The 22,881-nt window shown below is 73.4% G+C and carries 21 protein-coding genes; 6 read left to right on the top strand and 15 right to left on the bottom strand.

Annotated elements, in window-relative coordinates; all coding sequences use genetic code 11:
- Positions 1–55: 55 nt before the first annotated feature.
- The 7 genes from ACE1OA_RS03810 to ACE1OA_RS03840 form a co-directional block, all read right to left on the bottom strand.
- Positions 56–232: a hypothetical protein gene (locus ACE1OA_RS03810; protein WP_432752263.1), complete on the bottom strand. Its 177-nt coding sequence runs from the start codon at positions 230–232 to the stop codon at positions 56–58.
- A 52-nt stretch (positions 233–284) separates the two neighbouring features.
- Positions 285–1,562: a sugar ABC transporter permease gene (locus ACE1OA_RS03815; RefSeq protein ID WP_356601890.1), complete on the bottom strand. Its 1,278-nt coding sequence runs from the start codon at positions 1,560–1,562 to the stop codon at positions 285–287.
- A complete protein-coding gene (locus ACE1OA_RS03820; protein WP_384868142.1) occupies positions 1,559–2,338 on the bottom strand; it encodes an ATP-binding cassette domain-containing protein in 780 nt (259 codons plus the stop codon). The genes ACE1OA_RS03815 and ACE1OA_RS03820 overlap by 4 nt, the downstream gene beginning before the upstream one ends.
- 72 nt (positions 2,339–2,410) lie before the next feature.
- Positions 2,411–3,505: a substrate-binding domain-containing protein gene (locus ACE1OA_RS03825; RefSeq protein WP_432752264.1), complete on the bottom strand. Its 1,095-nt coding sequence runs from the start codon at positions 3,503–3,505 to the stop codon at positions 2,411–2,413.
- A gap of 262 nt (positions 3,506–3,767) precedes the next feature.
- Positions 3,768–4,340, bottom strand: a complete 573-nt coding sequence (locus tag ACE1OA_RS03830) for an antibiotic biosynthesis monooxygenase (RefSeq protein ID WP_432752265.1) — start codon at positions 4,338–4,340, stop codon at positions 3,768–3,770.
- 130 nt (positions 4,341–4,470) lie between these two features.
- A complete protein-coding gene (locus tag ACE1OA_RS03835; protein ID WP_356774281.1) occupies positions 4,471–5,697 on the bottom strand; it encodes an MFS transporter in 1,227 nt (408 codons plus the stop codon).
- A gap of 177 nt (positions 5,698–5,874) precedes the next feature.
- Positions 5,875–6,729, bottom strand: a complete 855-nt coding sequence (locus ACE1OA_RS03840; protein WP_356601880.1) for a DMT family transporter — start codon at positions 6,727–6,729, stop codon at positions 5,875–5,877.
- A gap of 172 nt (positions 6,730–6,901) precedes the next feature.
- Here ACE1OA_RS03840 and ACE1OA_RS03845 point away from each other — a divergent pair, with 172 nt between their 5' ends.
- Positions 6,902–8,008, top strand: coding sequence for an AI-2E family transporter (locus tag ACE1OA_RS03845; RefSeq protein ID WP_356602122.1), 1,107 nt, complete (start codon positions 6,902–6,904; stop codon positions 8,006–8,008).
- Positions 8,009–8,113: 105 nt separating this feature from the next.
- Here the strand turns inward: ACE1OA_RS03845 and ACE1OA_RS03850 are convergent, their stop codons facing one another.
- The 5 genes from ACE1OA_RS03850 to ACE1OA_RS03870 form a co-directional block, all read right to left on the bottom strand.
- Positions 8,114–9,154 (bottom strand): M4 family metallopeptidase, encoded by a 1,041-nt coding sequence (locus ACE1OA_RS03850; protein ID WP_356601878.1) that lies wholly within the window; start codon positions 9,152–9,154, stop codon positions 8,114–8,116.
- 165 nt (positions 9,155–9,319) lie between these two features.
- Positions 9,320–9,715 carry an ankyrin repeat domain-containing protein gene (locus tag ACE1OA_RS03855; protein ID WP_432752266.1) on the bottom strand — a complete coding sequence of 132 codons (396 nt, stop codon included), beginning with the start codon at positions 9,713–9,715 and terminating at the stop codon, positions 9,320–9,322.
- A gap of 252 nt (positions 9,716–9,967) precedes the next feature.
- Complete coding sequence (locus ACE1OA_RS03860; protein WP_432752267.1) at positions 9,968–10,342, bottom strand: hypothetical protein; 375 nt, start codon at positions 10,340–10,342, stop codon at positions 9,968–9,970.
- A 296-nt stretch (positions 10,343–10,638) separates the two neighbouring features.
- A complete protein-coding gene (locus ACE1OA_RS03865; RefSeq protein ID WP_356601874.1) occupies positions 10,639–11,103 on the bottom strand; it encodes a hypothetical protein in 465 nt (154 codons plus the stop codon).
- Between the two features lie 10 nt (positions 11,104–11,113).
- On the bottom strand, positions 11,114–11,305 hold the full coding sequence (locus tag ACE1OA_RS03870; RefSeq protein ID WP_384868153.1) for a CsbD family protein: 192 nt from the start codon (positions 11,303–11,305) through the stop codon (positions 11,114–11,116).
- 172 nt (positions 11,306–11,477) lie between these two features.
- Here ACE1OA_RS03870 and ACE1OA_RS03875 point away from each other — a divergent pair, with 172 nt between their 5' ends.
- Positions 11,478–11,873, top strand: coding sequence for an STAS domain-containing protein (locus ACE1OA_RS03875; protein WP_432752268.1), 396 nt, complete (start codon positions 11,478–11,480; stop codon positions 11,871–11,873).
- Positions 11,874–11,904: 31 nt separating this feature from the next.
- Positions 11,905–12,378 carry an ATP-binding protein gene (locus ACE1OA_RS03880; RefSeq protein WP_356601868.1) on the top strand — a complete coding sequence of 158 codons (474 nt, stop codon included), beginning with the start codon at positions 11,905–11,907 and terminating at the stop codon, positions 12,376–12,378.
- Here ACE1OA_RS03880 and ACE1OA_RS03885 read toward each other — a convergent pair.
- A complete protein-coding gene (locus ACE1OA_RS03885) occupies positions 12,323–13,225 on the bottom strand; it encodes a SigB/SigF/SigG family RNA polymerase sigma factor (protein ID WP_356601866.1) in 903 nt (300 codons plus the stop codon). The two genes, ACE1OA_RS03880 and ACE1OA_RS03885, sit on opposite strands and share 56 nt — an antisense overlap.
- Positions 13,226–13,361: 136 nt before the next feature.
- Between ACE1OA_RS03885 and ACE1OA_RS03890 the strand changes: the two genes are divergently transcribed.
- Together ACE1OA_RS03890 and ACE1OA_RS03895 are read left to right on the top strand one after the other, a co-directional pair.
- Positions 13,362–13,802 (top strand): ATP-binding protein, encoded by a 441-nt coding sequence (locus ACE1OA_RS03890; RefSeq protein WP_356601864.1) that lies wholly within the window; start codon positions 13,362–13,364, stop codon positions 13,800–13,802.
- Positions 13,803–13,982: 180 nt separating this feature from the next.
- The gene (locus tag ACE1OA_RS03895; protein ID WP_384868192.1) at positions 13,983–16,949 is read left to right on the top strand and encodes a hybrid sensor histidine kinase/response regulator; all 2,967 of its coding nucleotides are present in this window, start codon (positions 13,983–13,985) and stop codon (positions 16,947–16,949) included.
- 88 nt (positions 16,950–17,037) lie between these two features.
- On the opposite strand, the gene ACE1OA_RS03900 is transcribed toward ACE1OA_RS03895, so the two are convergent.
- Positions 17,038–19,332 (bottom strand): SpoIIE family protein phosphatase, encoded by a 2,295-nt coding sequence (locus ACE1OA_RS03900; RefSeq protein WP_384868156.1) that lies wholly within the window; start codon positions 19,330–19,332, stop codon positions 17,038–17,040.
- A 217-nt stretch (positions 19,333–19,549) separates the two neighbouring features.
- On the opposite strand from ACE1OA_RS03900, the gene ACE1OA_RS03905 reads away from it, so the two are divergent.
- Complete coding sequence (locus ACE1OA_RS03905; protein ID WP_384868158.1) at positions 19,550–19,897, top strand: DUF3040 domain-containing protein; 348 nt, start codon at positions 19,550–19,552, stop codon at positions 19,895–19,897.
- Between the two features lie 124 nt (positions 19,898–20,021).
- Here ACE1OA_RS03905 and ACE1OA_RS03910 read toward each other — a convergent pair whose 3' ends face one another.
- Complete coding sequence (locus ACE1OA_RS03910; RefSeq protein WP_432752269.1) at positions 20,022–22,757, bottom strand: BTAD domain-containing putative transcriptional regulator; 2,736 nt, start codon at positions 22,755–22,757, stop codon at positions 20,022–20,024.
- Positions 22,758–22,881: the final 124 nt, after the last annotated feature.

Raw genomic sequence — 22,881 nt, forward strand, 5'->3', positions numbered from 1 at the left:
GTGGCCCGCACCCCGCCCCTCGCCGGGGTGCGGGGCCGGGCCGCGCGGGTGGTCGTCAGTCGCCCTCCGGGATGGCGGGGCGGCGGCGGTGGAAGCCGTCGGCCTCCGGGTTCAGGTCGAGTATGTCGAGGAGGGCCGCCAGGTCCCCGGCGTCGGTGGCGTGCTTCGCGACGGTCAGGCGGGCCGCGCGCCGCTGCGCGAGGGCCGGCTCGCTTCCTTCTGCTCGCTCCATGACCACGATGCGACCACGCCGGGTGCGTCGGCGCAGCCCGGGTGCGGGCCGTTCAGGCGCGCCCCGCGGCCTTCTGGGTCTTGCGGGAGAGGGAGTCGACGACCACCGCGGCCAGCAGGACCGCACCGGTGATCATGAACTGGACGGCGTTGCTGACGCCCATGATGTTCATCCCGGACTGGATGGATCCGATGACCAGCGCGCCGAGCAGGGCGGACCAGACCGAGCCGCGTCCGCCGAACAGGCTGGTGCCGCCGATGACGGCCGCGGCGATGACGTTCATCAGCAGGTTGCCGCCGCCGGAGGTCTGGCTGGCGGACTGGATCTGCCCGGCCAGGAAGAGGCCGCCGACCGCGGCCATGGTGCCGGCGATCGAGAAGACGCTCATGCGGACGAAGGGCACGCTGATGCCCGCGCGGCGGGCACCCTCGATGTTGCCGCCGACCGCGAAGACGCGTCGGCCGTACGTGGTGCGGCGCAGGACGAAGTCGAGGACCACCAGCAGGATCAGGAAGATCAGGAGCGCCAGCGGCAGGCCCTGGTACTGGTTCAGGATGTAGGCGGTGACGAAGGCGATCGCCGCGAGGACCACGGTGCGCAGCACGATCTCGGCGACCGGCCGGGACGGAACCCGGGCCGACCTGCGTCGTTTGGCGTCCAGGAGCGAGGCGGCCAGGAAGAGTCCGACACCGACGGCCGCGGCCACGTACGCGGCGGCGGGGCTGTGGAAGATGGTCGAGTAGAGCTCGGAGACGATGCTGTCGCTCGGGATGTTGACCGTGCCGCTGCTGCCGAGCACCTGGAGCATGAGGCCGTTCCAGGCGAGATTGCCCGCCAGGGTGACGACGAAGGCCGGCACACCGACCTTGGCGAAGAAGAACCCCTGGATGAGCCCGACGGCCGCGCCGCCCGCGATGGCGACCAGGAGCGCCAGCCACTGGTTCATGCCGTTGATGACGTTCAGTACGGCGAAGATCGCCGCGCACAGGCCGCTGACCGAGCCGACCGACAGGTCGATCTCGCCGAGCAGCAGGACGAAGACGATGCCGACCGCGATCATGCCGGTGCCGACGATCTGCTGGCTGAGGTCGGAGAGGTTCTGGGCCGACAGGAACGTGCTGTTCAGGCTGCCGAAGACGGTCCAGATGATGATCACGGCGAGGACGACGGGAAGGGAGCCCAGCTCGCCGCTGCGCAGCTTGCGCCGGAACTCCCCCAGATATCCCTTGATGCCCTCCTCGCGGACGAGGAGACGGCTGTCCACCGCGGGCATGGCGCCGCGGGCCGGTTCCTGGCCGGAGGTGTCGTCGGTGCCTCGGTCGCGGCTCATGACTCCTCCCCCAGCTTGCGGGCCTGGCGGCGGGTGACGGCGCTGTCGGTGGCGCCGGTGATGGCGGAGATGATCTCCTCGGTGGTGGTGGAGCGCCTGTCGAAGAAGCCGTTGTTGCGGCCGAGGCGCATCACCGCGATCCGGTCGGCGACCGCCATCACGTCGACCATGTTGTGGCTGATCAGGATGGTTCCCAGGCCCTGTTCGCGGAGGCGCTCGACGAGGTCGAGGACCTCGGCGGTCTGCTCGACGCCCAGCGCCGCGGTCGGCTCGTCCAGGATGACTACCTTGGGTTCGCCGATCAGCGAGCGGGCGATGGCGACCGTCTGGCGCTGGCCGCCGGACAGCGAGGCGACGGGGATGCGGACGCTGGGGATGCGGATGGAGAGCGTCTGGAGCAGCTCCCGAGCCCGCTGGTCCATGCGGACCTCGTCGAGGACGCCGAACTTCCGTAGTTCGCGGCCGAGGAAGAGGTTGCCGACCACGTCGAGGTTGTCGCACAGGGACAGGTCCTGGTAGACGGTGGCGATGCCGAGGTTCTGGGCGTCGTGCGGTCGGTTGATGGAGACCGGACGGCCCTGCCATTCGATGACGCCCTCGTCCGGCTGGTTCACCCCGGCGATCGTCTTGACGGCGGTCGACTTGCCGGCGCCGTTGTCGCCGACGAGGGCGACGACCTCTCCGGGGTGGACCTCCAGGTCGAACTCGGACAGCGCCTGGACGGCGCCGAACCGTTTGGAGATGCCCCGGAGTGTGAGCACAGGTGCTTCCGTCAACGGAACCGCCTCCTCCGCTCGCCCGCCGATGCGGGCCCGTCTCGCCCCCGCCGGGATGAAGTGCTCAAGCGGTCAGGTGAGTCCGGCCTCCTTGCAGGCTGCGGCGTAGGTCGGAGTGCAGATCTCCTGAACGGTGTACATGCCGTCCTTGACGACCGTGTCCTTGATGTTGTCCTTGTTGACGACGACCGGCGCCAGCAGGGTGGCCGGGACCTTGTCGCCGCTGCCGTTCGTGACGGTGACGGGTGTCAGGTCCTTGGGCAGCTCCTTGCCCTCGGCCAGGTTGACGGCCATGGTGGCGGCGATGTCGGCCTCGGGCTTGTACGGCTTCTGGACCGTGATGGTCTGGGTGCCGAGCAGGATGCGCTGGATGGCGTCGAGCTGGGCGTCCTGACCGGTCAACGGCACGTTGATGCCGGATGCCTTGAGGGCGGTGGCGATGCCCGCGGCCAGTCCGTCGTTGGCGGAGTACACGGCCTGGATGTTGTCCTTGCCCAGCGCGCTGATGGCACCGGACATCTGCTGGTTGGCGTTGTTCGGGTCCCAGTTGGGAGTGTCGTACTCCTTGCCGATCTTCACCTTGCCGTCGAGGACGGAGTGGGCGCCGGCCTTGAACTCGGCGGCGTTCGGGTCCGTCGGCGAACCGTTGTGCATGACGATCTGGCTGTCGGCGGCCTTCGAACCGAGCGCGTCCAGCAGCGCCTTGCCCTGCAACTCGCCGACCTTCCGGTTGTCGTACGAGACGTACGCGTCGACGGGGCCCTGCGCCAGGCGGTCGTAGGCGACGACCTTGACGCCCGCGGCGTTGGCCTTCTCCACGGAGGACTGGATCGACTTGGCGTCCACGGCGTCCAGGATGAGCACCTGGTCGCCCTTGGCGAGCGCGGTGTTGACCTGCTGCTGCTGGGTCGTCGCGCTCTCGGCGGCGTTGTAGTAGTCGATCTGCGCGTTGGGAGCGAGTTCCTTGATCTTCTGCTCGATGTACGGCCGGTCGAACTTCTCGTAGCGCGTGGTCTTGCTCTCCGGCAGCAGCAGACCGATCTTCACGTCGTCCTGCCGCGCCACGGAACTCACGCCCGGCCCTGCCGCGACGCTCGTCGCCACCACGCTCAGGGACAGGGCCGCGGCTCCGGCAAGGGCTATCGCGCCCCGCAATGTACGGGTCATCGGAGGCTCCTTTCGCGCTCCCGCCCCCCGGGCACCGAGGAGGGTGACAGGAGGGGAGTGCACCTTTGGCCTATATATCGACATTAACCGCAACCCGGGCTCCGGCAAGCGGGTGAATCCACCCCGGCGGCCCGGAAACCCCCTCCGACCTGGGCGAACCCCTTCTGATGCGCCGTTCGACGCCGGCGGCGCGGCCACGCAGAGCGGTGTCCGCCCACCCTGCGTGACACCCGCGGCCGCCCCGGACCCGGGCCGTGGACGGTCAGCCGCGGAGCCAGCCGCGCAGGATCCGGCTGACGGTGGGCATGGCCACGTAGGTCATCAGCACGCTGAAGAGCGCGGAGACGAGGGCGGTGTTCAGGAGCAGGGGGACGGCCTCGAGGTGCGGCAGCAGGAAGACGTTGCCGAGCAGCGAGATCGGATAGACGGCGAGGGTCGAGCCGACGACCATCTTCCAGCGCGGCGGGGCCGGCCGGGTGGACCCGGGCTTCGCGAACCAGGTCTCCATACCGCTCAGTTCACGCCGGGCTATCTCGCTGTGCCGGTGCCCCTCGCAGTGGTCGAACCAGGCTTCCCGCTCCGGGGACTCCTGCCAGGTGCGGCAGGCGGCCGCGTCGCGGAAGCGGTGCACGAGGAACCACGGGGCTCCCGGCGCGGACGGGCGGAAGAAGCCGTAGCCCAGGTGGCCCGGGAAGGCGGCCGCCGTGTCGAGGATGCCCTGCGCCCACTTCTCGAAGGCGTCCTCGAAGCCGGGTTCGACCTGACGGGCGATCAGCAGCGTGACCTCCCCGGTGTCGGCGGGGACGGTGGTGTGCTCCAGGCTTGTCGCGGTCACTCGTTCTCCTCGTACGTCCGTACGTCGCGCCGCGCTCACCTTAGGCGCTGTCCGGCCGGTCCTCGAAGATCGCCCGGACCAGGACCTGGAGGGTGCCCTCGAGAGCCCCACCGGGCCGCCAGGACAGGGGCTAAGGGGCGTCTTCCGCGGCGGCGGGGTGCCGGAGGTACAGGTAGAGGCCGGCGCCGGCGGCGAGGACGGTGACGCAGGCGGTGAACGTGAGGCCGGCCGTGTCCAGGCCCACCCACATCGTCAGCGCTCCCACGCCCACGACGGGCAGGGAGATCCCGGTGTAGGCGACGACGAAGAACGAGGAGATGGTCGCCGCCCGGTGCGCGGACGGCGCCGCGTCGCCGACGGCGCTCAGACCGGCGCGGAAGGCGAGCCCCTGGCCGAGCCCGCCGCACATCCCGCCCACCACCAGCAGCGGCAGGGTCTCCACCCACAGCGACGCCCCCACCAGCAGGAGGCCGACGACGAGCACCAGGCAGCCGAGCGGGAGGGCGGTGCGCACCGGCATCCGGCCCGTCAGCGACTGTCCCGCGGTCGAGGCGAGGAACACCGAGAAGACCACCAGCCCGGTCACGGCCAGATTGTGGATGTCGAGGGTCTGGGAGACGAAACTGGGCGCCACCGCGGTGAACAGGCCGAGCAGCGAGAAGCCGGCGAAGGCGGCGACGGCCGACGGGGTGAAGACGCCGCGGACCTGCGCCGGCACGTACAGCCCCTGCGGCCTGGGCCGCGCCCGCAGCCGCGGCTGACGGACCGTCTCCGGCAGCAGCAGGACGACGACACAGGCCACGGCGACCAGCCCGAGGTGCACCAGGAAGGGAAGGGTCAGCGGATCCGGGGCGTACTGCGCGAGGAAGCCGGCGAGGAGGGGGCCGCAGCCCAACCCGCCCATGTTCGCCGCGGTGGCGGCGAATCCCGCGCGGGACTTCTGCTCGGGCCGGGCGAGTTCCAGCACGGTGACCGTCCCCGCCCCGCTGAGCAGCCCGGCGGAGAAGCCCGAGAACAGCCGGCCGGCGAAGAGCAGGGGCAGGCCGCCCTCGTTCAGGAAGCACACCGCGCTCGCCGCCGCCATGGCCAGCGCGCACCACAGGACGGGGCGGCGCCCGACGACGTCCGAGTGGTTTCCGACCAGCAGCAGGGTGGCGATCACGCCGACCGCGTAGCTGGCGAAGATCACCGTCACCATCAGCTCGGAGAATCCCAGCTCCTGACGGTAGAGACCGTAGAGCGGGGTGGGCAGCGTCGTGCCCGCCATGCCGATCGCGAAGACGGCGGCCGCCGCCGGGTACCCCAGGCGCCTGCCGCGGGACGCTTCGAGCCGGGGTGGACGTGATCCGCTGGTCATGCCGAGCACCCTAAGCGCTGTCCCGTCCCACCCGGTGGGTCGGCGCACGGCGTCGGACGGCGTGCTTCGGGAGGCTGGGGGTCGTCGTCGTACCGGGACGTACTTCCGGGCGATCCGACGACCCGGCGCGGCGCCTGAGCCGTCGTCGCGGGCCCGAGAAGATCGCCCGGACAGGACCTACGCGGTGCTGACCCCGCTGCGGGCGAGCGCGAACACCCCGAAGACGATCAGGCCGACACCCATCACCTCCGGCACCAGCCACCACCCGCCGCGCACGTGCTCCTCGTACAGGAGCACGCCCAGCATGAGGCTCAGCATCGCGTCCCCGAGCGTGAGCGCCGGCTGGGAGGCCACGAGGGGACCGCCCTGCATCGCGTGTTCCAGCAGCAGGAGCGCCGCGATGCCGGTCGCGCAGAAGGCGTACGTCTGCCAGGTCGTCAGAAAGGCGCCCAGGCCGCCGTCGTCCAGGATGTGCATGGCGGCCTTCATGAGCGCCGCGGTGAGCGCGTAGCAGATCGCCGTGGCGGCGCCGAGGCAGGCGGCGCGTGCCCGGCCCGGCGGTCTGCGCAGTCCGGCGGCCGCCAGGGCGACCGCCGCGAGTCCGCAGGCCACCAGCGCCGGCACCCAGCGGTCCAGGGCCACGTGGGTCCGGTTCCCGTCGGGCGAGGCGGCCACCAGGGCGACGCCGAGCCCCGCCACGACCGCCGCGACCGCGAGCCACTGTGCCGAGGGCAGCCGCTCCCGGGCCAGCAGCGACGCGATCAGCAGCGCGAGCGGCAGTTCCAGCACGAACAGCGGCTGCACGAGCGACAGCGCCCCGGTCGCCAGCGCGGCGGCCTGCCCCACGCCGGCGGCGATCACGGCGACGATGCCGGCCAGCCAGAGCGGCCGCTTCAGCAGGTCGAGGATCAGGCCGGGCCGGAACGAGTCGGACTGGGGAACGGTCAGCGCGGCGCGGCGCTGCAGCACCGTGGCGAGCGCGTTGCTGAACGCGGCGAACAAGGAGAAGAGGACCGGCAGGACGACGCCCATCCCCCGATCCTCCCCGGCGCCGTCCGAGGGGCCCGTGCCGACACCGGCTCGGGTCCCCGGTTCACCCGGCATTCGCCCGTCCGGACCCCGGTCGGACGCATGTGGGTGACGGTCGGGCGAATGTACGGCCTCGGGCGTGGACGGCCGTCATGACGGTGGTACGTGGTTGGCCATGCAGCCAGGCTCACCACCCCCGGTGGTTCCGTTCCTTCGCACCGCCGCCGCCTACGCATGGCGCCTGCTCGTCGTCGGCGCCCTCGTGTACAGCCTGTTCGCCCTGCTCGGGCGGTTCCACGAGATCGGTGTGGCGGTGTTCCTCGGGCTGGTGGCCACGGCGCTGCTGCGGCCGGTCGCCGATCTGCTCGACCGGTGGCTCCCCCGTCCGCTGGCCGTCACCGTCACCGTGCTCGGCAGCATCGTGGTGGTGCTGGGCGTGCTCGCCCTGGTCGGCGAGGCCGTGGAAGGTGAGCGGACGACCCTGGTGAGGGAGTTCCGGACCGGCGTCGACCGGATCGAGGACTGGCTGGAGCGGCCGCCGTTCCGGCTGAACCCGGACGCGCTCACTGACGTCCAGTCCCGGATCGGGCGGTTCCTGTCGAGCCACCGCTCGACCCTGATGAGCGACGCGCTGAGCGGCGCGCACCGGCTGGTCGAGGTGCTGACGACGCTGGCCCTGGCGTTGTTCACCGCGGTGTTCTTCATCAACTCCGGCGACCGTCAGTGGGCCTGGCTGCAGGAGCAGTTGCCGACGTCCGTGCGGGGCCGGACGGAGATCGGCGGCCGCGCCGCCTGGCGCACCTTCACCGGCTACACGCACGGCATCGTGCTGGTGGCCGCGGTGAACGCGACCCTCGTCGGGCTCGCCCTGTGGCTCCTCGGGGTACCGCTCGCGATCCCGCTGGCCCTGCTGGAGTTCATGGCCGCGTTCGTCCCGCTGATCGGCTCGCCGGTCGCCCTCGCGGTGGCCGCGGTGGTCGCGCTGGCCGCGAAGGGGCCCTTGGTGGCGGGGATCGTGGTGGCTCTGATCGTGGTCATCGGGCAGATCGAGGGCCATCTGCTGCACCCGCTCGTGATGAGCTGGGCGGTCCGGCTGCACCCCCTGGTGGTGGCGATCTCGGTGATCGCGGGGTCGATCGCGGCCGGCATCGTGGGAGCCGTGGTGGCGGTGCCGCTGGTGTCGGTGATCTGGTCCGTCCGCACGGCACTCCGCGACGCCCGCGAACCGGCCGGGGCGCCGGAAAGCGGCAGGGCCGCGCCGAACGCCGACGGGGCCGGGTGAGCGGGGGATCGGGCGACGGCGTCCGCGGCGTCCCCGGTCCGCCAGGATGCCGCGGGAGGCCGGCGAGGCGGGCCCGTCCGAGGACGGGCCCGCCCGGAGACCGCCTCAGCCGATACCGGGGATCTGCCGTGCCGCGAACGCCGCGCGGACGGCGTCTGCCGCACCCGTGCCGTACATGCTCTGGGCCGTCGCGATCGTCCGGCGTGCCGCGTCCGTGAAGCTCGTGTCGGGCGCGAAGCCGAACTGGGCGTTGACGATGACGCGGTCCGCGACCCGGGCGCCGAGCGCTCCGCGGATGTCGAGCAGGGCCCGCGACCAGATCTCGCCGTCCGCGTGCACCTCGCCGACCCGGTCCGCGTACACCTTGGTGCCGTCGATGCGGCGCAGGCAGTGCGGGGCGGCGCTGTACTCGACGGCGTCCCAGTCGGCGACGCACGCCGGGTCCGCCTTCTGCGGCCAGCCGTGCCGCGCGGCGGCGTTGGTCCCGACCGCGACGGCCAGGTAGTCGCCGAACGCCTCGCCGATCGCACCGGCCTCGGGGCTGGTCCCGAAGCCGGGCACCTGCGCGTGGTGCACCGCGTGGCCGTACTCGTGGACGATCACCTCGGCGTCCTCGGCGTCGTCGACGCCGCCCTTGCCGAAGCGGATCTCCGCCTTCTTGTCGGTGAAGAACGAGTTGTCCGCGCCCCACTGGTTGATCCGGACGGGCTGCACGCGGTCGTTCGCGCCGGGCAGTTCGCTGCCGAACCCGAGGCCCTGGAGGTACTCCTGTGCCTCGTTGACCCAGAAGTAGGCCATGACCTGCTCGAACTGGTCGTCGTGACGGTCGTACGCGCCGACGTCGGCGACCTTCGCGGAGCCTCCTGTGTCGGACCTGACCGCGGCCCATCGACCGGAGAGCGAGCCGCTGCCGTCGAGGTTGCGCAGAGCGGCCGTGGCGTAGGCGCCGGCGGGGACGGCGGAGGCCGCGTCCTTGCCGTCGGTGAGCGACTGGTCGCCCGTGGACTGCACGGGGTTGACCATGAAGATCCGGGCCTGAGGTGCGGCGGCCGGGGCCGAGGCCGAGGCTGATGCCGGGGCGAGCAGGGCCGCGGTGGCGGTGGCCGAGGCGACGGCGATCAGTCCGCGGGGTATGCGGCGAGCCATGTACGTCCTCTCGTCGAGGGAATGGGGGGTGGCGTGGTGCGGGCGTGATCCTTGCGCACCCGCACCGGTTTTGACCAGGCCCGAGCGCACTCGTGTCGCCCCCACGAAGGTCTCCGGCGGCCCGGATCCGCCACGGACCCGGGTGTCCGGCGCGCCGGCGGGGGTTCAGCCCTGGCGCCTCGCGGCGTGCAGAGCGTGGAGGACGGGCAGGTACCTCTCCTCGTCCTCCGGCGACCGCCGTGCGGGATGGTGCGCGATGCTCAGGGCGTACTCCGTCGGCGCGGCACCACGGCCGAGCAGCACGATCTCGGCTTCGGGGCGCATCGCCGCCTGGAGCAGCGGTGTCAGCTCGTCGTACTCGCCGGTCGGCCGGCGCGGGTCCGCCCCCGCGGCAAGGAGGAGGCGGACGATCTCGACCTGCCCCGCGTCGACCGCGACCTCGAGCGCGGTGCGCCGGCGAGCGTCCGGGGCGTCCGCCTCGGCTCCCGCGCTCAACAGCCGTGCCACCGAGGCCACATCGCCGTCCTGCGCGGCCCGCGTCAGCTCATGTTCCGAGTCCACACCCGCAACATCCCCGTCGTCCGGTGGCCCCGGCCGGCGGGCCGGGCCTCGCTGACGGTGCCTCCGCGCAGGGGCCGGTCCCCGCCGCCGTCCGCGAGGCTCACGAGTCGTCACGGTGAGCGCGGTGCCCGGCCGGACCGGATCCGGCGGGGCACAGTCGCCGCGGTGACCGCCTCCGGGTGACCGGGCGGAAGCGGGCGCCGTCCGTCGCCCGGCGGCCTCACGGACCGCCGAGGGTGCCGTCCTCGTCGGTCACGCCGCCCGGGTGATCCAGCGCTGGAGGGCGTGGTGCGTGGTGTCGTCCAGGGCGCACAGCGCCTCGATCGCGTCGAGGTCGCCCGGCAGCGGGGCGATGCCGGCCGTGGTCAGTGCCGCGTGCAGGTCCAGGCGGCGGCGGTCGGCCGGGCGCAGCGGCAGGGGGATGCGGCTGTCCGGCGAGGGCGCGGGCAGCGGATACTCGACGGCCTCCATGAAGCCGTGCGCGGAGTGCGTCTCCTCGGGGAGGTCCTCGGTGAGGTCCTCGGTGAGGTCCTCGGTGAGGTCCTCGATGAAGAGGGCGGGGAAACGGTACGGGTCGAAGTCCAGCCGCGAGGTCGGGGCGGTGGTGAAGTCCTGGAGCCGCGTCATGGGTGCCTCCTCGGGTGTCGTGCAACTGAAACGGAGGAGTGCACGAGGGGTCCGGGCAGTTGCACCGGACGCGGTTTACCACCCGGATGCCGTCAATCCCATCTCGTCACAAGAAAGATGAACCCATCCGCGGAGGGGGGTCGCCCCTCGCGGGGGCGACGGCCGTGCGCGACCCGTCCCGGCCGAGAAGCCGGTCCTCCGGCCTCGGCCGGGACGGGGCCGCCGCGACGGCCCGGACCCCGGACGTGCTGTCCGGCGGCCGTGCCGCCCCGGCGGGCGCCGGCGGTCTCCGCGCGTCACGTGGGGACCGGCGCGGCACCGTCCTTCGTGATCTCGAACCGGTACGCGCGCTCGGCGAGGACGTGGTCCCCGCCGTCGACCAGGGCCACGCGCACCTCGTACACGCCCCGGGCCCGCGGTCCGATCGGGAGCCGTTCCGGGGGCAGCGACAGCTCGTACGGACCGCCGTGCCGGAAGTCCCCGAGCACCACCTCGCGCCCGCCGACGGCGACGCCGTCGCGCAGGCGGCGGTCCACGACGCGCAGGCCCGTGGCCTGCCGTCCGAGGACCTGGAACTCCACGACGGCCCGGCATTCGATCCCCTCCCGCAACGGGAAGGGGGCCGGTTCCTCGCCCGCCGGGGCGACCGGGACCGCGACCGGGGCGTCCGGCTCGGCGAAACGCAGACTCAGGCGGATCAGTTCCACGCCCGATCCGGCCCGCGCGGACGGAGGGCCGGGGGCGTCGGCAACGGAGATCATGACGTCCTCGCTACATGTCGTCGCCGTGCTTCTTCATCCGGCGCATCGCCTCGGCCGCCGTGACCTTCGCCTTGCCCGCCACCTGTTCAGCACGGCCCTCGGCCTGCATTCGGTGGTCACCGACGGTCTCGCCGATCTGTTCCTTGGCCTTGCCCTTGACCTCCTGGGCCTTGCCCTTGGCCTTGTCCTTCGACTCGCTCATGACGTCGCCTTCCGTGTGACTCCCCGGCGAGGGGGCTCGGCATGGACGTCCCGCGCCTACCCCTCCCGCGGACCCGCACACGTCGACCGTGATCCACCTGTCACAAACCATCAAAAAAGGGGCAAGAGACACATAGGACATCTGCGGCTACCCACGAGGAGGCGGGCAGCACATGGAGGCCCATGGCCGGACCGGAGACCGGAACACCGCGCGCTCGGAGAGGTTCCTCGTGGAGACGCGCCAGGCCGGGACACCCGGTGTGGTCGTCCTGGCACTGACCGGCGAGCTGGACCACGACACGGCGCAGCCCCTGCAGAGCGCGCTGGAGGAGCAGGACGGCACGACGAGGATCGTGATCGACTGCTCGGATCTGAGGTTCTGCGACTCCACGGGACTGAACGTCCTGCTCAGGACGCGACTGCGGCTGATGGAGAGCGGGGGGCGGGTGGACCTCGCCGGGCTGCACGCGCCGGTGGACCGGATGTTCGAGATCACCGGGGCCCGGAGGGTCTTCCGGGTGTACGACGGTCTCGCGGATGCACTGGCGGACAGCGGGCAGGGTGAATAACCACGCGGGACCCGCGGCTGCGGAGGGAGACATGGGCGACCAGGACGGCAAGATGGCACAGGTGCGACGGCTCGTACTGTCCGGCACCAAGGGCGTGGTCGGCCGGTGCCGGGACTTCACCACGGAGGCGTTGGCGGACTGGGGCTGGATCCCCGCCGAGAGCGAGGAGGCCGAGCAGCGGGTGGACGACGTCCTGCTGCTGGTCTCGGAAGTGGTGACGAACGCGTGCCTGCACGCCGGCGGGCCTGAGGAGCTGGTGCTGCGGCACGCGGACGGGTACCTGCGCTTCGAGGTCGCGGACGCGAACCCCGAGCACCCGCACGCCTACCCGGCGCGCTCACCGTCCCTGCCCGGCGGGCACGGACTGATGGTGCTGGACCGGCTGGCGGGCGACTGGGGCTCCGAGGTCCGGGGCGGGGGCGCGGCCGGCAAGGTGGTGTGGGTGGAGGTCAGACGTCCGTCCCGTCCGCCGTGGCACCGGGGTCGTCGAGAAGACCGTCCTTGAGTTCGTCGAGGATCCGGGCGAGCAGACGCGAGATGTGCATCTGGGAGAGCCCGAGGCGCTCGCCGATCTGCGCCTGCGTGAGTTCCTGACCGAACCGCAGCGAGAGGATCTCGCGGTCCCGGGCGTCGAGCCCGGCGATGAGCGGCTTCAGCGACTCCAGGCATTCGACCAGCTCGTACGAGGACTCCTCGGCGGCCAGGTGCCGGGTGCCCGTACCGGGGTCGGCGCGGTCCTCCCCGGCCGGCGCGTCGAGCGACCGGGCCACGTAGCCGTTCGAGGCCAGTTCGCCCTCGGCGACGCTCTCCACGTCGACGTGGAGGTGGTCGGCGAGTTCGGCGCGGCTGGGACGGTGCCCGAGCTGCTGCTCCAGGACATCGACGGCCTTCGCCACGTCGATGCGCAGTTCCTGGAGACGGCGGGGCACCCGGACGGCCCAGCTGGTGTCACGGAAGAAACGCTTCATCTCGCCGACCACGGTCGGCAGGGCGAACGCCGAGAAGTCGATGCCGCGCTCGGGGTCGAAGCGGTCGATCGCCTTGATCAGCCCGATCGTGCCGATCTGGATGATGTCCTCCATCGGCTCGGCCCGGTTCCTGAACCTGCGGGCGGCGAACTTGACCAGGCTGAGGTTGAGCTCGATGAGGGTGTTGCGGACGTACGCGTACCCGGGCGTGCCCTCCTCCAGTTCCGCCAGGCGCGTGAAGAGCGCGGCGGACAGGGTGCGGGCCTCGCCCGTGGGGACGGCCGCCGGCCTGGCTATCTCCGGCACCCCGCCCAGAGCCGCCCGACGCAGCGCGGCGTCGGTCTGCGGCCGTTCGATGGCGATCGGTGTGCCGGTGGTGCCCATGCGGATCCCTCCACGGAGGAGCGGGCCCTTCGCCGTGGCCCGAGGGGCGACGGCAGGGCCGTCGGACTGACGTCCTGCATGAAGAATGCCCTGTTTGAGTGGTTTGACACGGAATCGTCATGGAAAGCGGCACAGCATGGCCATCGGCAACGACCGGGCGACCTCCCGCACACGGCGGTACGAGCTGCGTGACGGGTCCGGCGTGGTGGGCGAATGCCGCGATCTGACCCGGCAGGCCCTCTCGGACTGGTTCGGCCCGGCGGGCGACGCGGGACTGCTCGCCCCCGGCGACGCCCTGCTCCTCGTCTCGGAGGTCGTCGCCAACGCGTGCGCCCACGGGGGCGTCCCGTACGAGCTGCGGCTCGACCGCACGGGCGGCCGGCTCTGGGTGCAGGTCAGCGACACGAGCCCGGTTCGTCCCCGGCCGCACGGCCCCCACCGGGCGGCGCGCGCCTCCGGTCACGGTCTGTATCTGCTGGAGCGGCTCTCGGCGGCCTGGGGCTGGGTACCGCGGGGACCGGGCAAGGCGGTGTGGTTCGAGGTGGAGGTGCTGGCCCCGGACGAGGGGTCTCCCTGATCCGACCGGGGCCGGCGGGACGCCCCCGAAGGGGTGTCCCCACCGGTCCTGCGGGGCTCCCGCCGTCCTGCTCGCCGATCCAGGCCTGATCGACGGGACACGCCCTAAAGTGGAGACGTGGTGCGGCAAGCGACCGTGCTCCGCGCCCGGGCCGTAACGATCGTCCTGTGCGAGGTCCTCATGGCAGAGCGCAGACCACCCGCCGGCGCGGACCTGACGCACGCGGAGTTCGGCGAGGACGGCCTCCGGCAACTGCTGGCCGGACTCACCGCGGTGCGGGACGGGGACCTGTCCGTCCGGCTGGCCGGGGCCGCGGGAGGCATCCACGGCGAGATCGCCGGGGTCTACAACGACATGGTCGCCCAGCTCACGCTCGTCACATCCGAGGTCACCCGGGTCGCCGGCGAGGTCGGCGGACAGGGACTGCTCGGCGGCCGGGTCCGCGAGCCGCGGGCGCGTGGCGTGTGGCAGGAACTGACTTCCGGGTTCAACCAGATGGCCGACAACCTGACGTCCCAGGTGCGGTCGATCGCCCAGGTGGCGACGGCCGTCGCCCGCGGGGACCTCACGCAGAAGATCCGGGTGGACGCGCGCGGCGAGATCCTGGAACTGAAGCAGACCATCAACACCATGGTCGACCAGCTGTCCTCCTTCGCCGAGGAGGTCACCCGGGTCGCCCGCGAGGTCGGCACGGAGGGCAAGCTCGGCGGCCAGGCCACCGTCCGCGGGGTCTCCGGCACCTGGAAGGACCTGACCGACAACGTCAACTCGATGGCGGACAACCTGACCAACCAGGTCCGCAACATCGCCCAGGTCACCACCGCCGTCGCCCAGGGCGACCTGACCAGCCGGATCGACGTCTCGGCGCGCGGCGAGATCCTGGAGCTGAAGACCACGATCAACACCATGGTCGACCAGCTGTCCTCCTTCGCCGCCGAGGTCACCCGGGTCGCCCGCGAGGTCGGCACGGAGGGCAAGCTCGGCGGCCAGGCCGAGGTCGAGGGCGTATCCGGCACGTGGAAGCGGCTCACCGAGAACGTCAACGAGCTCGCCGGCAACCTCACCCGGCAGGTCCGCGCCATCGCCGAGGTCACCAGCGCCGTCGCCGAGGGCGACCTGACCCGCTCCATCACCGTCGAGGCGCCCGGCGAGGTCGGGGAGCTGCGGGACAACATCAACTCGATGGTCGAGTCGCTGCGGGCCACCACCCGGGCCAACGAGGAGCAGGACTGGCTGCAGACCAACCTCGCCCGGATCACCGGGCTCCTCCAGGGCACCCGGAGCCTGCCCCAGATCGCCGAACTGAGCATGACCGAGGTGCCGCCCCTGGTCTCCGCCCAGTACGGGGCCTTCTTCCTCGCGCGGGACGACGAGCGCGGCACCGAGTTCGTCATGACCGCCTCCTACGGCTCCCCCGACGACCCGGACGAGCCGCAGCGCCGGTTCCGGTCGGGTCAGTCCCTGGTGGGGCAGGCCGCGCGCGACCGGCGCGCCCTCGTCGTCGAACAGGTGCCCGCCGGATACGCGACCATCGTCTCCGGGGCGGGCTCCGCCGAGCCGAGCACGCTGGTCGTACTGCCGATCGTGGTGGAGGAACAGGTCCTGGGAGTCGTCGAGTTCGCCGCGCTGCGTCCCTTCACCGTGTTGCAGCGCGACTTCCTCGACCGGTTCGTGGACAGCGCGGGAGCCGTCCTGAGCTCGCTGTTCGCGAACCTGCGCACCGACGAACTGCTCGGCCAGTCGCGGCGCCTGGCCGACGAGCTCCGCTCCAGCTCCGAGGAGCTGCGGATCCGGCAGGAGGAACTCCAGCGTTCCAACGCGGAGTTGAAGGAGAAGGCGACGCTGCTCGCGCAACGCAACAAGGACATCGAATCCAAGAACCTGGTCATCGAGCAGGCACGCCAGGAGCTGGAGGCGCGGGCCCAGCAGCTGTCGCGGACCTCGATGTACAAGTCGGAGTTCCTCGCCAACATGAGCCACGAGCTGCGCACCCCGCTCAACAGTCTCCTGATCCTGGCGCGGCTGCTCGCGCAGAACCCCCAGGGAAACCTCACGGACAAGCAGATCGACTACGCCGAGGTCATCCACTCCGCGGGCTCCGATCTGCTCCAGCTGATCAACGACATCCTCGACCTGTCGAAGGTCGAGGCGGGCAAGATGGAGATCCGGCACGAGCCGTTCGCCCTGCGCGAGCTCATCGAGTACCTGGAGGCGACCTTCGGGCCGGTGGCCGACGAACGCGCGCTGGAGTTCGCCGTCACGGTCGCGCCCGACGTGCCCGAGGAGCTCACCACCGACGAGGCGCGGCTGCGGCAGATCCTGCGCAACCTGCTCTCCAACGCGCTGAAGTTCACCGACGAGGGCAGGGTCGAGCTCTCGGTCGGCTGGGCGGATCCACGGGAGGCGCCGACCGCCGTGCGCGAGGGCCGGCCCGTCCTCGCGTTCCGGGTGACGGACACCGGCGTCGGCATCCCCGTCGAGCGACTGGAGAACATCTTCGAGGCGTTCCAGCAGGGCGACGGCACCACCGCGCGCCGGTACGGCGGCACGGGCCTGGGGCTCTCCATCAGCCGCGAGGTGGCCGGGCTCCTCGGGGGCACGATCGAGGTGGCGAGCACGCCGGGCCGGGGCAGCCGCTTCACGTTCTACCTCCCCGCCGCGCACCCGGCGGGCGGCGACGCGGCGGGCCCGGCCCCGGAGGCGGGCCGGGAAGCCGCCCAGGGGGTCGCCGTCTCCCCGGGGACCGCCGTCGGCGGCGCCCCGGCGCCGACGGCCGGCGGGACCACCGTGCTGGTCGTCGACGACGACGCCCGCAACGTCTTCGCCCTCACCGAGGTCCTCGAAGGCCAGGGCCTGCGCGTCCTCACGGCGGACGGCGGCCGAGCCGGGCTCGACCTGCTCGCCGCGCACGACGAGATCCGGCTCGTCCTGATGGACGTGATGATGGCCGGCATGGACGGCTACACGGCCATCAAGGAACTGCGGAGGCTGCCCGGCCGGACCGCGCTCCCCGTGATCGTGGTGACGGCGAAGGCGATGCCGGGCGACCGTGCGCGCGCCCTGGAGGCGGGCGCCGACGACTACGTGGCCAAGCCGGTGGACGAGGCGGAGCTGGCGGCCAAGATCCGCGCGTGGCTACGGGAGTGACGGGCTGACCGGACCGGCTCGCCCGGCTCCGGGGCGGCGGAGTTCCCGTCGGCCCCGACCCGGCCCGGTCCCGGCCTGGCCCGTCGCCTCAGTGCCCCTGGGCCCGCCCGCGGAGCTGTACCGCCACGATGCTCGTGTCGTCGTCCGTGTCGCCCGTGGCGGCGCTGAGCAGGTCGTCCACGAGCCGGTCCGGTGCCCGGCCCGCGAGGCGCTCCGCCTCGGCCACCAGCCGTTCGAGGCCCGCGCCGAGATCGTCGTGGCGGCGCTCGATCAGGCCGTCGGTGTAGAGCAGCAGCGTGTCGCCCGGGCGGAGCGGGGTGTGCTGTTCGCGGTACGTGATCGCGGGCGCGGCGCCGAGCAGGAGGTCGCGCGGCGGGTCGAGCAGGCGGGCCCGGCCGTCCCGGATCAGCAGCGGGGGCAGGTGCCCGGCGCTCGACCAGACCAGCCCGCGGTCCTCGGGGTCGTACAGCGCGCACACCGCGGTCGCGGTGATGCCGCCGCCGGTGCGCAGGGTGACCTCGTTGAGCCAGCCCATCAGGCGCCCGGGCGGGTGGCCGGTGAAGGCGAGCGCGCGCTGGGCGTTGCGGAGCGCGACCATCCCGGTGACGGAGTCGATCCCGTGGCCCGCGATGTCGCCGACGGTCATCAGGACCTGGCCGTCGGGCAGTTCCAGGACGTCGTACCAGTCGCCGCCGACCCGGTACTCCTCCGCGGCCGGCCGGTAGCGGACGGCCACCACCAGGTCGCCGGGGAGCTCCTGGACGCCCGGGACCTCGGGCACGATCGCCTGCTGGAGCTGGAGGGCGAGTTGGTGCCGCATCTCGGCCTGGTTGCGGACCTCGATGAGGTGGTCGAAGGTCGCGGTCAGCGCGACCTCGGTGCGCCGGCTGTCCGAGACGTCCTGGAACACCCCGGCGAAGCCGGTGAGCGTGTCTCCGGTGAGCAGCGGTTCGGCCGCCACGCGTACATGGCGCACCCTTCCGTCGGGGAGCACGATCCGGAGCACCGTCTGCGCGCCGCTCCGGCGCCGGGTGAGGGTGGTCAGCAGCTCGGTGAGGGCCTCGCCGTCGTCCCGGTGCACCCGCGCCCGCAGCCCGAGGAGGGGCACCGGCGGCTCGTCGCGCGCCATCCCGAACATGTCGAAAGCCTGCTCCGACCAGACCGTCCCGGCGTCGGCCAGGCTGTCCTGGAAGGTGGCCACGCTCTGCAGGCGCGCCACGGCCCGGCGCGTGGCGATGCCCACGTCACCGACCGTGTGCCAGAGCACCACGGCCCGCTCGGCGCCGGCCGGCAGGACGCGCACGTCGAGGAGCGGCGCCTGTCCGGGCCGGGCCGTGGCGGGGAGGCGGGCGGCCCGCTGGACGCGGGCGGTGTCGACCGCGCGGCGTGCCAGGTGGGCGAGGTCGCTGTGGACCAGCGGGAAGACGAGGGAGAGGGAGCGGTCGCCGGCAAAAGACGCGTCCCCGAGCGCCGCGACGCCCTCCTCGTTGACGTGCTCCACGGTCGGTGAACCGCCGTCCCCGTCCGCGCGCAGCAGCATGGCGGGGCGGGCGAGCGCGTCGAGCACGTCCACGAGTACCGGGGCGGCCGGCTCCTCGGCGTCGTCGGCGTCCAGGACCGTGCCCGCCACCTCCATCAGGCCGGTGACGGCTCGCCGCACGGTGGTGCCGAGGGCGGCGGGGCCGGGCCAGCCGACGAGGGCGAGACCGACCGTCGTGCCGCGCCGGCGCAGCGGCAGCACGGCGCGGGCGGCGTGCGCCGACGGGCCCGGGAGGAGCGTGTCACCCCGCGGTCCGTCGTCCAGCCAGACGGGGAGCGCGTCCTTCAGGACGGTACGGAAGGGGCCGGGCGCCGCCGGGGGGATCCACTGCCAGGCCACCGCCTCGGAGGCGCCCACGCCCGCGTGTCCGGCGAGCCGCAGGCAGCCCGAGTCGGCGCTCCGCCACAGCCACAGGCTCTCCGCGCCGTGCGGCGCGAGTCCCTCGGCGAGCAGGGTCCGGGCGGCCTCGCCGACGCTGTCGGCGGTCTCGGCCGCCGCGGCGGCGCGGCGGGCCAGGCGGGCGGGGCCCGGGTGGGGCGGGGGCGCGTCGTCCTCCTCGGCCGGGACGGTGAGCGGGGGCCCGGCGGCGTTGCCGACGGCGTTCACGATGTCCGCCGCGAGATCCTCGGCGGTGAGGCCGGTCGCGTCGGCGAGCGCGTTCAGGTGCTCGGCGGCCTCGGCCGGCGACAGGCGCAGCTGCGCGGCGAGGACGCCGGTCGCGAGGTCGAGGAGATGGCTGCGTGCGAGCCGTGCCCGCAGCCGCCGGATCTCTTCGGGGAATCCGGTGCGGCCGGCGCGGTCCGCGTGGTCGGGCGGGCCCGTCGGGCTCGGGGAGCCGAACAAAGGGACCTCCGTTCCGCCGCTTCGTGAACGTCCGGAGCAGGGAGTTTCCGCTCCGGATTCTACCCGCGGACGCGTCTCGGCCTCGCGGGCACGCGTACGAGATCTGCTCTCGGGAGGACCGGAGCGGCGCGGTGAGGCACGCTTGAACCGGGGGTCGGTACAAGAAGGCCGAGGCCGCCCGCCGGGGCGTCCCGCCGGACCGAAGGAGGTGTCGGCGATGGACGGACCACGGCTCTCCCCGCGCGAGCGGCGCATCCTGGCCGAACTGGAGGAGGATCTGCGCCGGGGCGATCTCGCCCCCGATCCGCACACCGGCCGCACCGGCCGCACCGGCCACCCGTCGGCGGGGCGTGCCCGGAGAGCGGGCAGACGGCCGTCGGGACGTGTCCTCGTGGTGCTCGGCGTGGTGTCCCTGGCGCTCCTGGTCCTCGGCATCGCCACCGAGAAGGCCGCTCTGATCTGGGCCTTCACGGCTGTGTGGGTGCTGACCCTGATCTGGCTCATGCGCCTGGTGATCCGCTGGACGCGGCGGCTCCAGAACCGCGGGAGCGACGACGGGAGATGACCGGGCACGCGCTCCCCGCACGGGGTCGGGTCCCGCGGATCCGCCCCCGTGCGGTGTGAGCGGCGGGGGCGTACGGCTGCGGCGCCGACGGGGGTCCGGTGCGGCCGTCCCGTGGAGCCTCCGGTCAGGCCCGCGCCGTCAGGCGGGCCTTCGCCACGTCGTACCGGGCGCGCAGCCCCACGTCCGGTGAGACCCGCAGCAGGACGCCCAGCGCCGCGACCGCCCCCTCGTCGAAGCCGGTCGACTCCGCGTCGAGGGCGGCGCGCTCCAGGCGACGGATGCCCTCGGCCTCGTCGCCCCGGCCCAGCAGGGCCTCCCCCGCCGCCGTGCACAGCAGCACGCGCGACGCCGACGGCGTCTCCCTCGGGTCCTCCAGGTCCAGGGCGGCGGTCGCCGCGTCGAACGCCTCCTGCCATTCCTCGGCGGCCAGCCGGTGCCGCGCCAGATGGTGCAGGGCGAGCCGCTCGGTGTGGCGGTCGCCCGTGGTGCGGGCCAGCCGGGCGGCGGCCGCGCAGCGCTCCGCCGCCTCGTCGAGGCCGCCCAGCTCCGCCTGGACCAGGGAGAGGTTGACCAGCGCGGTCGCCTCGCCGCGCGGGTCGCCGGCCCGGGCGGCCAGCGCGGGGGCGGCCTCCAGGCGGACCAGCGCCTCGCGCGTGCGGCCCTCCTCGGTCAGCACCCAGCCGAGCAGGGCGAGGACCCGTGCCTCGGCGCGGATGTCGCCGTCGGCCCGGGTCGCCGCGAGTGCCGTCTCCAGCAGCGGAGTCCAGCCGCCGCGGACCCGCCACACGATCTGCGGCCAGAGCGCCAGGACGATCCGCCAGGTCCGGCCGTGCAGTCCCGCGCCGTGCGCGGCTTCGGCCGCCAGGACCAGGTCGTCGCGTTCGGCCGCGTACCAGTCCATGGCCTGCGCGCGGTCCGCGAACTCCCGGATCGCCGGCGGGGCGTGGAAGTCCGCGGGCAGCGCGAAGCAGGATTCGGCCGCCGGTTCGGCCGCGCCGGCCGCCGCCAGCGCCGTGGCCACGGTGTGGTCGAGGACCCGGACGACCGTGTCGGCCCCGGCTTCCAGGCCGCGTGCGTAGAGCCGCACGAGGTCGTGGAGGGTCCAGAGCCCCGGCGCGGTCCGGGTGACGAGGTGGGCCGCGGCCAGCCGGTCTAGCGCGGCGTCGGCCTCGTCCGGTCCGGTGCCGGCCAGAGCGGCGGCCGTGTACCGGTCGACGTGGGTACCGGGGTGGCGGCCGAGATGCGCGAAGTGGTGGGCGGCGTCCTCGGGAAGCCGGCGCACGGTCAGCCGCAGCGCCGCCCGGACCCCGGTGTCCTCGACGTCGAGCAGGCTCAGTCGCCGCGACTCGTCGGAGAGTTCGTCGGCCATGGCGCTCAGGGACCACTCCGGCTGGTCCGCGAGGCGGGCCGCCGCCACCCGGAGCGCCAGGGGAAGACCGCCGCACAGCTCGGCGAGGCGCCGGGCGGCCACCGCCTCGGCCGTGACGCGCTCCGTTCCCAGGACGGCACGGAGCAGGGCCGTGCCGTCCTCCGGTTCGAGCACGTCGACGGGGACGGGGCGGGCGGCGTCCGAGGCGATGAGTCCGCGCAGCCGGTTCCGGCTGGTGACCACGGTGACGCAGCGGGCCCCGCCCGGCAGCAGGCCGCGGACCTGCCCGGAGCCACGCGCGTTGTCCAGCACCACGAGGAGCCGGCGGTCGGCGGCCAGCGAACGGAACAGGGCGGACGCGCCGTTCACCGACTCCGGGATCCGGCGGGGCGGGACGCCGAGGGCGGGCAGGAACTCCCGCAGCACCTCCAGCGGGGTCGGTTCGCCGGTGTCCCCGAAACCGCGCAGGTCCGCGTAGAGCAGACCGTCCGGGAAACCGGCCCGGTTGCGGTGGGCCCAGTGCACCACGAGCGCCGTCTTGCCCACGCCGGCGGGCCCGGTGACGAGGCAGACGGGCGCCTCGCCGGCGGCGGCGCGGGACAGTGCGGTGAGTTCGGCGGTGCGGCCGTGGAAGCCGCGGGGCATGCGCGGCAGCAGGTCGACCGGCGCCATGGGCTGCGGCGTCGACGGTTCGTACGCGGTGAGCGGGACGGCCGGCGGGCCGTGCGGCCGGACGGCGTCGCCGCCGCCGTCCTCCCCGCTCAGGGCCGACGCGTAGGCGTCCGCGAGTTCCCGGCCGGGGTCGACGCCCAGTTCCTCGGCGAGCAGCCTGCGGGTGCGGTGGAACCAGTCGAGCGCCTCGGAGCGGCGGCCCGCGCGCCGCAGGGCCGTCATCAGCGCGGCGGACAGGGATTCGCGCAGCGGATGCGCGTCGGCCTCGGCCCGCAGTACGGCCGCGGCCCGGGCGTGCTCCCCCAGGCACGCGTACCCGGCGGCCAGCGACTCGACGGTGGCCAGGCGCAGTTCCTCCAGTGCGTGGGCGGCGGCCTGGAGCGGCGGGCTCGGGTACGCGCCGGTGAGCGCGGGGCCCTGCCACAGCGCCAGCGCCTCCTCGTACCTCGCGACGCCTTCGGCGGGCGTGCGCTGCCCGCGGGCGAGGGCGACCAGCTCCTCGAACCGATGGGCGTCCAGGAGGGTTTCCGGCATCCGCAGGACGTACGCCGGTCCCTGCGTGGCCAGTTCGACGCCGTAGGTCTCCGCGTGCGCGTCGGCGAGCAGCGCCCGCAGGCGGGACACGTGCCCCTGGATGACGCTGCGCGCCCGGGGTGGCGGCTCGTGGTGCCAGAGGGCGGCCGTCAACTGCTCGACCGGGACGGGGCGGTTGGGCCGCAGCAGCAGGGCCGCCAGCAGGCTGCGGCGCTTGGCGGGGCCGAGGGCCGGTTCGCCGGCCCCGGTGACGACGGACACCGCTCCGAGCAGCCGGAACTCCACTGACACAACTCCTCGTGGGGGGAGGGGTCAGATTACCGGAGGGGGTGTCGCCCTCGCGGGGGCCGCGTGGGCTCCCGCGAGGCCGGGTACGGCGGTCGCCCGGCGCCGCGGCGCTGATCCGGGC

The organism is Streptomyces sp. JL2001, from assembly GCF_050917515.1.
In the GTDB taxonomy this organism is placed as follows: Bacteria; Actinomycetota; Actinomycetes; order Streptomycetales; family Streptomycetaceae; genus Streptomyces.

Excerpts from the sequence above, each read along its gene's own strand:
- ACE1OA_RS03835 (WP_356774281.1), bottom strand. The coding sequence starts at position 5,697 with ATGACCAGCGGATCACGTCCACCCCGGCTCGAAGCGTCCCGCGGCAGG.
- ACE1OA_RS03895 (WP_384868192.1), top strand. The coding sequence starts at position 13,983 with ATGGCAGAGCGCAGACCACCCGCCGGCGCGGACCTGACGCACGCGGAG.
- ACE1OA_RS03840 (WP_356601880.1), bottom strand. The coding sequence starts at position 6,729 with ATGGGCGTCGTCCTGCCGGTCCTCTTCTCCTTGTTCGCCGCGTTCAGC.
- ACE1OA_RS03880 (WP_356601868.1), top strand. The coding sequence starts at position 11,905 with ATGGGCGACCAGGACGGCAAGATGGCACAGGTGCGACGGCTCGTACTG.
- ACE1OA_RS03825 (WP_432752264.1), bottom strand. The coding sequence starts at position 3,505 with ATGACCCGTACATTGCGGGGCGCGATAGCCCTTGCCGGAGCCGCGGCC.
- ACE1OA_RS03860 (WP_432752267.1), bottom strand. The coding sequence starts at position 10,342 with ATGACGCGGCTCCAGGACTTCACCACCGCCCCGACCTCGCGGCTGGAC.
- ACE1OA_RS03905 (WP_384868158.1), top strand. The coding sequence starts at position 19,550 with ATGGACGGACCACGGCTCTCCCCGCGCGAGCGGCGCATCCTGGCCGAA.
- ACE1OA_RS03810 (WP_432752263.1), bottom strand. The coding sequence starts at position 232 with ATGGAGCGAGCAGAAGGAAGCGAGCCGGCCCTCGCGCAGCGGCGCGCG.
- ACE1OA_RS03845 (WP_356602122.1), top strand. The coding sequence starts at position 6,902 with ATGCAGCCAGGCTCACCACCCCCGGTGGTTCCGTTCCTTCGCACCGCC.
- ACE1OA_RS03850 (WP_356601878.1), bottom strand. The coding sequence starts at position 9,154 with ATGGCTCGCCGCATACCCCGCGGACTGATCGCCGTCGCCTCGGCCACC.
- ACE1OA_RS03815 (WP_356601890.1), bottom strand. The coding sequence starts at position 1,562 with ATGAGCCGCGACCGAGGCACCGACGACACCTCCGGCCAGGAACCGGCC.
- ACE1OA_RS03885 (WP_356601866.1), bottom strand. The coding sequence starts at position 13,225 with ATGGGCACCACCGGCACACCGATCGCCATCGAACGGCCGCAGACCGAC.
- ACE1OA_RS03865 (WP_356601874.1), bottom strand. The coding sequence starts at position 11,103 with ATGATCTCCGTTGCCGACGCCCCCGGCCCTCCGTCCGCGCGGGCCGGA.
- ACE1OA_RS03875 (WP_432752268.1), top strand. The coding sequence starts at position 11,478 with ATGGAGGCCCATGGCCGGACCGGAGACCGGAACACCGCGCGCTCGGAG.
- ACE1OA_RS03890 (WP_356601864.1), top strand. The coding sequence starts at position 13,362 with ATGGCCATCGGCAACGACCGGGCGACCTCCCGCACACGGCGGTACGAG.
- ACE1OA_RS03870 (WP_384868153.1), bottom strand. The coding sequence starts at position 11,305 with ATGAGCGAGTCGAAGGACAAGGCCAAGGGCAAGGCCCAGGAGGTCAAG.